We start from the raw sequence: 9,905 nt of genomic DNA, 5'->3' as shown, positions 1-9,905 counted from the left end.
ATACGGCGAGAACATCGACGTCCCGACGATCGACCTGATCTCCGAGGAGAAGAACATCGTCGGCAACCTCGTCGGGTCGTACAACGACCTGTGCGATCTGATGTCGCTCGCCGCGCGAGGCGCGGTGAACCTGCATACGCAGACCTATGCGTTGGACGACTTCCAGAGCGCCATCGACGACCTCGACAACGGACGTGTTCGCGGACGCGCGATTCTCGTACCGTGAAAACGGGTAGTAGCAAGAACCATCACTTCGACCACGAGGAGCACCGTTGATCTTCATCACCGCCAAGTTCAAGATCAAGCCCGAGCACGCCGACAACTGGCCCGAGATCTCACGCGACTTCACCGAAGCGTGCCAGGCCGAGGAAGGGTGCCTCTGGTACTTCTGGTCGCGCACTCTCGACGACCCCACAGAGTACGTCCTGGTGGAGGCCTTCAAGGACCCCGATGCCGGTGCGACGCACGTGAATTCGGATCACTTCAAGCAGGCACAGAAGGATCTCCCGCCGTACCTGCAGGAGACGCCGAAGATCATCAGCCAGGAAGTGGACGGCACCGACTGGAACGAACTGGGCGAGCTCGCGGTCGACTAGTTCGAGCCGCGATCCCGGACCACCTGGCCCAGCGTCACGATGGCGTCGGCGAACTGCCCAGGTAGTTCCTGAGGCGGGTTGTGGCCACAATCGACCTGACGAACGTCGATCAGATCGTCGAAGTGTGCCGCGTGGTCCGGGCGGCCGTACAGCGAGGCGACGGTGTCCTCGGTCGGATCGATCACGACCGTGGGCACCGTGATCCTCGGTTGCTCGGTCAGCAACTCCTGGGTCGCTGCGTAGGCCGCGTCCCCCACCTCGATGCCGTAGCGGTGCCGGTAGGAATGCACGGAGACGTTCACGAAGTCGGGGTTGTCGAACGACGGTGCGGTGGCCGCGAATTCTGAGTCCCCGAACCGCCAGGTGGGCGACCAGTCCGTCCACAGTGTCTGTGCGATCTCTGCGCGGTACTCCGCGAGCCCGGCCCGACCCCGCTCGGAGTGCAGGTAGTACTGGTACCAGAACCGCTTCTCCAGGTGGGGGGCCACCGGCGTCGACACCGCCGCGGCGATGTCCTGGATCAGATAGCCGGAGACGCTCACCAAGCCCGACACCAGCTCCGGCCACATCGCGGCAACGACGCAGGCCGCTCGCCCACCCCAGTCGTAACCTGCAACGATGGGCTTGTCGAGTTCGAGCGCAAGGATCAGCTCGCGAAGATCGTGGCCGATCGCAGCCTGTTCACCGGAGCGCATCGTGGCCGCGTCGACGAACCGGGTCGGACCGAAACCGCGCAGGTACGGCACCACCACGTCGTAACCGGAATCGGCGAGCAGCCTCGCGACGTCATCGTAACCGCGCGGGTCGTACGGAAACCCGTGCAGCAGCACCACCGAACGACCGGACGGATCACCGAATCGGTCGAAGGCGACGTCCAGCACCCCTGCGCGAATCATCATGGGTCCATGTTCGCATTGTCGGGCAGAGGGTCAGCTGCTCAGCACATCCTGCATGCCGGGAGCGAGGACATCCGACAGATCCGCCCATGGAACTGTGATCGTGACGAGGCCGATTCCGTAGGCCCCGACCTGGTAGTCACCGAAGTGAATGTTCATCCCTTCCGGTGACGCCGTCCAGTTTTCGAAGTTGGTCACGGTCGGCTCGATGCCCGAGCGCTCGAAGCTCTCGCCGGCCCGGGTGGTCGGAAGAATTCTCGCTGCCTGATCGGAGAGCCGAGCCAGACCTGCGTCGAGATCGGTGAACGCATCGTCGAGGGAGATCGGTTGCGCGGTGTCCGCGTCGATCGTCACGGTCGCTATCAGAGAGTTGCCATGCGCTCCGGGCGGGACGGCGATCCACCCGGTGATCTGCTCGGCACTGATCACGCGGCTCCCCACGTGGGTCGTCCCCGTCGAGTAGCCGTCGCTGAGAGCGAAGTCGTTCCCGTAGTCACCATCGATCTGATCCTGGAGCGCCGCGCGCATCGACTCGTTGAACTCCGCCGTCACGGCGGAGTCCCCACCACTGAGCTGCGGAATGGCCACGTCGTACGTCGCATTCCCCGTGGAACCGGCGACGCGGGTGCTGCCCAGAACGTACGGCTCGGCGGCGTCCGGCTCCTCGGTGGGCTCGGTCGCTGCTGTCGCGGTCGGCTCGACGCTCACCGTCGTAGCCGGTGCCGCGGTAGCAGGAGGTGCGGGCTCCGGCGTTGCAGTTCCCGAGGTGGAGCATCCCGCGAGGACCACGGTTACGGCCAACGCGACGGTCATCGAGCGAATACGAGTCATGACCGACCCTAACCACAGACCCGACGGGTAGTACTGCAAATCGGGTGCAGCTGACCGCGCTGAGCGCGGCTGGTTGCACCCGATTCGAACACGAAAAAGCCCGGCACCTCGAAAGGTGCCGGGCTTCTTCAGTGCAACAAGGGACTCAGAAGTCCATGCCGCCCATGCCACCGGTCGGATCGCCAGCGGGCGCTCCGGCCTTCTCGGGCTTGTCGGCGACGACGGCCTCGGTGGTGAGGAACAGAGCCGCGATGGACGCTGCGTTCTGCAGTGCCGAGCGGGTGACCTTGACCGGGTCGTTGATGCCTGCAGCGAGCAGGTCCTCGTACTCGTTGGTCGCGGCGTTGAGGCCGTGGCCGGCGGGCAGGTTGGAGACCTTGTCCGCAACGACGCCGGGCTCGAGGCCGGCGTTGAATGCGATCTGCTTGAGCGGGGCGGACAGTGCGACGCGAACGATGTTCACGCCGGTTGCCTCGTCACCGTCGAGCTTGAGGTTGTCGAGTGCGGGCGCTGCCTGGAGCAGTGCCACGCCGCCACCGGCGACGATGCCTTCTTCGACGGCTGCCTTGGCGTTGCGCACGGCATCTTCGATGCGGTGCTTGCGCTCCTTGAGCTCGACCTCGGTTGCCGCTCCGGCCTTGATGACTGCAACGCCACCGGCCAGCTTGGCCAGGCGCTCCTGCAGCTTCTCGCGGTCGTAGTCGGAATCGGAGTTCTCGATCTCGGCGCGGATCTGGTTGACGCGACCGGCGATGGCGTCGGAATCTCCCGAGCCCTCGACGATGGTGGTCTCGTCCTTGGTGATGACGACCTTGCGTGCCTGACCGAGCAGCTCGAGTCCGGCGGTCTCCAGGGAGAGGCCGACCTCTTCGCTGATGACCTCGCCACCGGTGAGGATGGCGATGTCGGCGAGCTGCGCCTTGCGACGGTCACCGAATCCGGGTGCCTTGACGGCAACGGACTTGAAGGTGCCACGGATCTTGTTCACCACGAGGGTGGAGAGAGCTTCGCCCTCGACGTCCTCGGCGATGATGACGAGCGGCTTGCCGGACTGGATGACTTTCTCCAGCAGCGGCAGCAGGTCCTTGACGGTGCTGATCTTGGAGCTGACGAGCAGGATGTACGCGTCTTCGAGGACGGCTTCCTGGCGCTCTGCATCGGTGGCGAAGTACGCCGAGATGTAGCCCTTGTCGAAGCGCATGCCCTCGGTGAGCTCGAGCTGCAGGCCGAAGGTGTTGGACTCCTCGACCGTGATGACGCCTTCCTTGCCGACCTTGTCCATTGCCTCGGCGATGAGCTCGCCGATGGACGGGTCGCCTGCGGAGATGCCAGCGGTAGCAGCGATCTGCTCCTTGGTGTCGATCTCCTTGGCGGACGCGAGCAGCGACTCGGTGACGGCTGCAACAGCCTTCTCGATGCCGCGCTTGAGGCCGAGCGGGTTCGCGCCGGCTGCGACGTTGCGCAGGCCTTCACGGACGAGTGCCTGAGCGAGAACGGTAGCGGTGGTGGTGCCGTCGCCTGCGACGTCGTCGGTCTTCTTGGCGACCTCCTTGACGAGCTCGGCACCGATCTTCTCGTAGGGATCTTCGAGCTCGATCTCCTTGGCGATGGAAACACCATCGTTGGTGATCGTGGGAGCTCCCCACTTCTTCTCGAGTACGACGTTGCGACCCTTGGGGCCCAACGTCACCTTTACTGCGTCGGCGAGGGCATTGAGGCCTCGCTCGAGGCCACGGCGTGCCTCTTCGTCGAACGCGATGATCTTGGCCATTGCGAAGTGATCCTCCGGATTGGGGGTGACACATTGCTGGCCGAGCTCGGTGCCCGCGACGGACGACCAGGGGTGTCGTTGATTCCCCGGCCTCACCGTGTCCCGACCTGGCACTCACGTGTCGAGAGTGCCAACTGCATTTCTAGCACTCGACCATGGCGAGTGCAAGGTCGACCATTCATGCAAGCCGAGGGGCGAACCACCGCCACCCCCATGCCCGACGCCACCGCGCGGCGACAGCCGCGAGCGGATGCTCACCTTCGCGAGGGTCCTTCACGCACTGTTCACATCTGTACGCGTTGTTAACATCCGAATACTGTGCATCGAACCATCGGCGCTAATACCGTTGAGCCACAACAGCTTCGACGTCAAAAAATTCGGACAAAACCCAACAAAAGCGACAAGAAGGATCGAAACATGTCCGATACGGTCGACACCTCGTACGACAATTCGGCGATGGACCACGAGGAGGAGGGCTACCACAAGGGCCTGAAGCCTCGGCAGTTGCAGATGATCGCGATCGGCGGCGCAATCGGCACCGGCCTGTTCCTCGGCGCGGGTGGACGCCTCGCCAGCGCCGGACCCGGCCTGTTCCTTGCCTACGCGCTCTGCGGAATTTTCGTCTTCTTCATTCTGCGGGCCCTCGGCGAGCTGGTGCTGCACCGTCCGTCGTCGGGCAGCTTCGTCTCGTACGCGCGCGAGTTCTTCGGCGAGAAGGCCGCTTTCGTCGCGGGCTGGATGTACTTCCTGAACTGGGCGATGACGGCCATCGTCGACGTCACCGCCATTGCGACGTACATGCACTACTGGGGCAGTTTCGAGGTGATTCCGCAGTGGGTCATCGCGTTGATCGCGCTGGTCATCGTCATGAGCCTGAACCTCGTGTCGGTCAAGTGGTTCGGCGAGATGGAATTCTGGGCCGCCATCATCAAGGTCATCGCGTTGGTGACGTTCCTGATCGTGGGCGTGGTGTTCCTCGCGGGCCGAATCCCGGTCGGCACCCAGATGCCGGGCATCAGTCTCATCACCGACAACGGCGGCTTGTTCCCCTCCGGCGCATGGCCGCTGGTCATCGTCATCTCGGGTGTCGTGTTCGCCTATGCCGCAGTCGAATTGGTGGGTACCGCAGCCGGTGAGACCGAGAACCCGGAGAAGATCATGCCGCGGGCGATCAACTCGGTCATCGCCCGTATCGCACTGTTCTACGTCGGCTCGCTGGTGCTGCTCGCCCTGCTCATGCCGTACACCGCGTACCAGTCCGGCACGTCGCCGTTCGTGACGTTCTTCTCGAGCATCGGCCTCGGCGGCGCGGGCACCATCATGAACATCGTCGTACTCACCGCGGCACTGTCGAGCCTCAATGCCGGCCTGTATTCCACGGGCCGCATCCTGCGGTCGATGGCGATGAACGGCAGTGCGCCGGAGTTCACCAAGAAGATGACCAAGGGCGGCGTTCCGTTCGGCGGCATTCTGCTCACCTGCTTCATCACGCTGTTCGGTGTCGCGCTCAACGCCATCGCCCCCGGCGAGGCCTTCGAGATCGTGCTGAACATGTCGGCACTGGGCATCATCGCCAGCTGGGCCACCATCGTGCTGTGCCAGATCCAGCTGTTCCGCTGGTCCCAGAAGGGCATCGTGGAGCGGCCCAAGTTCCGGCTGTTCGGAGCGCCGTACACCAGCTACGCGACCCTGGTGTTTCTCTTCGGAGTACTGGTGCTGATGGCCTTCGACGCCCCGATCGGCAGCTGGACCATCGCCACTCTGGTGGTCATCGTCCCCGCACTGATCGGTGGTTGGTTCCTGGTGCGCACCAAGGTGCTCGCGGTGGCAGAGGAACGCCTCGGCTACACCGGCCAGTACCCGGTGGTGGCCAATCGCCCGACCGAACCGGAGGAGTAGCCGATCCGCGTGACGGGGCCCGTAGACCGGTGCCCCGTCACGCCGCCGCGGCGGCGTTGTTGATCAGCTGCACCACCGCACGCGGATCCTCCACCGTCAGAATCAGCCGCTGATACTCCTGCTGCTCGAGCTCTATGACGATCGTGTCGGCACTGCCGGTGACGTTGTAGAACGTCTTGACGCCGTCGCGGTGAAACGTGCCCGCGGTCTTTCCCGGCAGACCGAGCCCGGGTGCTCGAATTCCTTTGGGCTCCTTGCTTGCTCCCGGATCGTGGGTAGCTCCGCGTACGCTGCTCAGCGGGATCTCGAGCTTCCGAGTGAACGACCACACCTTGTCCAGCCCCTGCGGCTCCACCACCAGGGTGCCGTCGACGACGGTCACGGAATTCATCTGAGTTCTCCTTCGATAGAAATGGTCGAATCGATACCGGCGCGCACCAGTAACCGTTCGCCGAGGGCGCGCGCGACGTCTTCGGTGGCACCGGAAGCAAGGCTGCTCGCGCAGATTTCGCGGACATGGTCGTCGAACGGCGCAAGTTCCAACAACGCCACGAGCAGCAGATCCACGTCCCATCGGGTACTGGTCAACGCGGCGAGAAACAATCCTCGCTTACTGCCGAACGCCTGGTAGAGACTGCCGCGATGCAGTCCCGTGGCGCGCAGCAGATCGTCCAGGGACGTCCCTTCGTAGCCGTTGGATCGAAACTGCTCGGCGGCCGACGCGACGACGGTGGCCTCGTCGAAGCTTCTGGTACGTCCCATGCGTCGAGCATGACAGGTTTATGACCGATCGGTCAAGAACGATCGGTCAAGAAAATTTGAGCCACCGCGACCTCGTGAACGGCGAGCGTCGCGGCGGCGGTTCCGGAACTCCTGCTTCCACTGCAGCCGCGACGGCGTCGCTGAGCTCTACGCAGGTTCGGAAACGGTCCGATGGATCCTTCGCCAACGCCCTCGCGTCCACCGCGTCAAGCCCCCGCGGCAACGACCGTCGACGACGGGTCACCGACGGCGGCTCGGCCGTGAGATGCGCGGCGGTGATGGCCAACGGCGTGGCCAGTGGATACGGAGTGCGGCCGGTCGCGAGTTCGACGAGCGTCGCCCCCAGGCCGTAGACGTCGGTCTGCGCGCTCAGCACTCCCCCGCGCAGCAGTTCCGGTGCCGCGTACGGGATGGATGCCATCACCGTTCCGCCTGCCACCAGCGGCGTGGAATCATCGAGCAGGCGCGCAATTCCCCAGTCCGACAACAACACCTGTTCGTAGCCGTCGAATCGCTCGGTGGAGATGAGAATGTTCGCGGGCTTGACGTCCCGATGCACGACGCCCTGCGAGTGGGCGTAGTCGAGCCCCTTGGCCACCTCGGCGACGATGCGCGCCACCCGAGAGACGTCGAGGGCGATCTGTCCGCGGGCGACGAGCCGCGCAGCACTGTAGCCGTCCACGTAGTGCATGGACATCCACAGCTGGTGCTCGAACTCACCGTGCTCGTGCACCGACACGATGTTCGGGTGCACCAACTGTGCGGCGACGGCCGCTTCCATCCGAAACTTGTTGCGCAACCTCGGAGATCGCGACGCATCCCGGTCCAGAATCTTGAGGGCCTCGTACCGATCGTGGCCCCGGCCGAGAACCAGATACACCTCGCTCATACCGCCGACCCCGAGGCGGCGCTGGACCCGGAATCCGGCGAACTCCGAACCCGGCTGCAATCGACTGGTCACCGAATCACCTGCTGCACAACATTTTTCACGCCACGAAATACGAGGGGTGACACAATCGGACACGTCCGCAGCATCGGCAGAACTGTAGTCCGTTCGACTGTTCGAGGCGACTCGACAGAGTGCGCACCCACGCCCGTTTCCCAGTTCGGCCGCCCTCGCACGTTTCGCCACCTGGGCCGATGTCGTTTATGGTGATTACCGGTACTTGACCGAAACAAGAGAAAAAGAACGGCAAGCCGATAGTGGTCAGCCGATTACGGTGACTCGAGTTGTAAGGAAGTCAAGTTAAGTGAAAGCAATAAAAGAAGCCTGGGGTGGCCTGCTCAAGCCGGTTTTCATCCCCGCATCGATCATCATCTTCGTGATGATCGCCTTCTCCGTGGTCTATGCGAGCACGGCGGCGGATTCGTTCGAGACGCTCAACGAAGCCATCACCGCAGGCGTCGGCTGGTGGTACATCCTGGCCGCGACCGGCTTCGTGCTGTTCGCCCTGTACTGCGGCCTGAGCCGAGTGGGCAACATCCGCCTCGGCCGCGACGACGAGAAGCCCGAGTTCGGCGTCCTGTCCTGGTTCGCCATGCTGTTCAGCGCCGGCATGGGCATCGGCCTGGTGTTCTACGGCGTCGCCGAGCCGCTCTCGCACTACGTGACGCCACCCGAGGCGGGCGGCGTTCCCGGTAGCACCGACCCCGCTGCTCGCCAGGCGATGGAGCTCACCCTCTTCCACTGGGGCCTGCACGCCTGGGCCATCTACGTCGTCGTCGGACTCGGCATGGCGTACATGACCTACCGCAAGGGTCGCCCGCTGACCGTCCGCTGGCTGCTCGAGCCGCTGCTCGGCCGCAAGCGCATCGAAGGTCCGATCGGCCACGCCATCGACACCGTCGCGATCGTGGGCACCCTGTTCGGTGTCGCGACCTCGCTCGGCTTCGGTGTTCAGCAGATCTCGGCCGGCCTCGACTACCTCGGTTGGGTCGAGACCACCAACCTGTTCGTGATCGTGCTCATCGCCGTGATCACCGGTATCGCCACCTTCTCGGGGGTCAGTGGAGTTTCCAAGGGACTCAAGTGGCTCTCGAACATCAACATGGGGCTGGCGGCTTCGCTCGCCCTGTTCGTGCTGCTCCTGGGACCGACACTGTTCCTGATGCAGTCCTGGGTGCAGAACCTCGGCGGCTACGTCCAGGCTCTGCCCGAGCTCGCCCTGCGTACCTCGCCGTTCTCCGACGACGGCTGGGCCGGCGGCTGGACCATCTTCTACTGGGGCTGGTGGATGAGCTGGGCACCGTTCGTCGGCATGTTCATCGCGCGTATCTCCCGTGGCCGCACCATCCGTGAATTCGTGTTCGGCGTGCTGCTGGCACCGACCATCGTCGGATCGCTGTGGTTCACCATCTTCGGTGACACCGGCATCCTGCGGCAGCGCAACGAGGGAGACCTGCTCGACGCCGAAGGGGCAGTGAACACCAACACGAGCCTGTTCCAGGTGCTCGACGGCCTCCCGATCGCCGCGATCACCAGTGTCATCGCCATCGCGGTCATCGTGTTCTTCTTCGTGACGTCCTCGGACTCGGGCTCGCTGGTGATCGACATCCTCTCGACGGGTGGCCAACTGGAAACCCCGAAGATCACCCGCGTCTACTGGGCCGTGCTGCAGGGCATCGCCGCAGCGGTGCTGCTGCTCGTCGGCGGGACCAGCTCTCTGACGGCGTTGCAGACGATGTCGATTGCGACGGCCGTGCCGTTCTCCGTGGTGTTGGCGCTGGCGTGTGTGTCGATGCTCAAGGCGTTCCGCTACGACGTCGCCACCACTCCGCGGTACGTGCGGGTGACCACCACCTCGGAGGTCACCGGGGACGACACGGACACCCCCGCTCGGCCGGCTCCACGCAAGAAGGCGACGTCGGGTATCTCGAGCACGTTCTCCGGCCTGACGCCGTCGCAGGAGGGGTTGACCTCGGCTGCTTCCGGCGGAACCGTCGTACTCGCAGTGCACGAGGTCTCCACCGAGCAGCTCGAAGTCCATCCCGAGACGGGAGCCGTCGAGTACTCGAGCGACAACGCTCCGGTCGACCCCCTGGGTGGAGAGGTCTTCGACACTCAGGAGTTCGCCGAATCGGCCGAGGGGCAGAACCAGAACAACCCCAGCTGAGCCGTTTTCACCACTCTCTGACCCTCGCGAACTTTCG

9 protein-coding genes and 1 pseudogene are annotated in these 9,905 nt (G+C 64.3%); 4 read left to right on the top strand and 6 right to left on the bottom strand.

Annotation, left to right across the window (positions count from 1 at the left end):
* Both A2J02_RS06290 and A2J02_RS06285 read left to right on the top strand, forming a co-directional pair.
* Positions 1-226: pseudogene (locus A2J02_RS06290) on the top strand (NAD(P)-dependent alcohol dehydrogenase); the annotation flags it as partial.
* Between the two features lie 46 nt (positions 227-272).
* A complete protein-coding gene (locus tag A2J02_RS06285) occupies positions 273-596 on the top strand; it encodes a putative quinol monooxygenase (RefSeq protein ID WP_068048178.1) in 324 nt (107 codons plus the stop codon).
* On the opposite strand, the gene A2J02_RS06280 is transcribed toward A2J02_RS06285, so the two are convergent.
* The 3 genes from A2J02_RS06280 to groL form a co-directional block, all read right to left on the bottom strand.
* The gene (locus A2J02_RS06280; RefSeq protein ID WP_068048175.1) at positions 593-1,495 is read right to left on the bottom strand and encodes an alpha/beta fold hydrolase; all 903 of its coding nucleotides are present in this window, start codon (positions 1,493-1,495) and stop codon (positions 593-595) included. The two genes, A2J02_RS06285 and A2J02_RS06280, sit on opposite strands and share 4 nt — an antisense overlap.
* 30 nt (positions 1,496-1,525) lie before the next feature.
* Positions 1,526-2,323 (bottom strand): RsiV family protein, encoded by a 798-nt coding sequence (locus A2J02_RS06275; RefSeq protein ID WP_068048172.1) that lies wholly within the window; start codon positions 2,321-2,323, stop codon positions 1,526-1,528.
* A 145-nt stretch (positions 2,324-2,468) separates the two neighbouring features.
* Positions 2,469-4,094, bottom strand: a complete 1,626-nt coding sequence (gene groL / locus A2J02_RS06270) for a chaperonin GroEL (RefSeq protein WP_008713461.1) — start codon at positions 4,092-4,094, stop codon at positions 2,469-2,471.
* A 417-nt stretch (positions 4,095-4,511) separates the two neighbouring features.
* Here groL and A2J02_RS06265 point away from each other — a divergent pair, with 417 nt between their 5' ends.
* Complete coding sequence (locus tag A2J02_RS06265; RefSeq protein ID WP_068048170.1) at positions 4,512-5,993, top strand: amino acid permease; 1,482 nt, start codon at positions 4,512-4,514, stop codon at positions 5,991-5,993.
* A 37-nt stretch (positions 5,994-6,030) separates the two neighbouring features.
* Here A2J02_RS06265 and A2J02_RS06260 read toward each other — a convergent pair whose 3' ends face one another.
* The 3 genes from A2J02_RS06260 to A2J02_RS06250 are packed head-to-tail and all read right to left on the bottom strand — an operon-like array spanning position 6,031 to position 7,716.
* Positions 6,031-6,384, bottom strand: coding sequence for a PH domain-containing protein (locus tag A2J02_RS06260; protein ID WP_068048169.1), 354 nt, complete (start codon positions 6,382-6,384; stop codon positions 6,031-6,033).
* A complete protein-coding gene (locus A2J02_RS06255) occupies positions 6,381-6,755 on the bottom strand; it encodes a TetR/AcrR family transcriptional regulator (RefSeq protein WP_068048166.1) in 375 nt (124 codons plus the stop codon). The genes A2J02_RS06260 and A2J02_RS06255 overlap by 4 nt, the downstream gene beginning before the upstream one ends.
* Positions 6,756-6,801: 46 nt before the next feature.
* On the bottom strand, positions 6,802-7,716 hold the full coding sequence (locus A2J02_RS06250) for a serine/threonine-protein kinase (protein WP_068048163.1): 915 nt from the start codon (positions 7,714-7,716) through the stop codon (positions 6,802-6,804).
* A gap of 289 nt (positions 7,717-8,005) precedes the next feature.
* On the opposite strand from A2J02_RS06250, the gene A2J02_RS06245 reads away from it, so the two are divergent.
* Entirely contained in the window at positions 8,006-9,868 is a 1,863-nt protein-coding gene (locus A2J02_RS06245; RefSeq protein WP_197477957.1) for a BCCT family transporter, read from the top strand.
* Positions 9,869-9,905: the final 37 nt, after the last annotated feature.

The organism is Rhodococcus sp. EPR-147, assembly GCF_001647185.1.
GTDB lineage: Bacteria > Actinomycetota > Actinomycetes > Mycobacteriales > Mycobacteriaceae > Rhodococcoides.
This window is presented reverse-complemented; position numbering and strand designations above follow the sequence as displayed.

What these genes read in the sequence shown, in the direction of transcription:
- A2J02_RS06255 (WP_068048166.1), bottom strand. Translation starts at nt 6,755, where the DNA reads ATGGGACGTACCAGAAGCTTCGACGAGGCCACCGTCGTCGCGTCGGCC.
- A2J02_RS06260 (WP_068048169.1), bottom strand. Translation starts at nt 6,384, where the DNA reads ATGAATTCCGTGACCGTCGTCGACGGCACCCTGGTGGTGGAGCCGCAG.
- groL (WP_008713461.1), bottom strand. Translation starts at nt 4,094, where the DNA reads ATGGCCAAGATCATCGCGTTCGACGAAGAGGCACGCCGTGGCCTCGAG.
- A2J02_RS06275 (WP_068048172.1), bottom strand. Translation starts at nt 2,323, where the DNA reads ATGACTCGTATTCGCTCGATGACCGTCGCGTTGGCCGTAACCGTGGTC.
- A2J02_RS06265 (WP_068048170.1), top strand. Translation starts at nt 4,512, where the DNA reads ATGTCCGATACGGTCGACACCTCGTACGACAATTCGGCGATGGACCAC.
- A2J02_RS06280 (WP_068048175.1), bottom strand. Translation starts at nt 1,495, where the DNA reads ATGATGATTCGCGCAGGGGTGCTGGACGTCGCCTTCGACCGATTCGGT.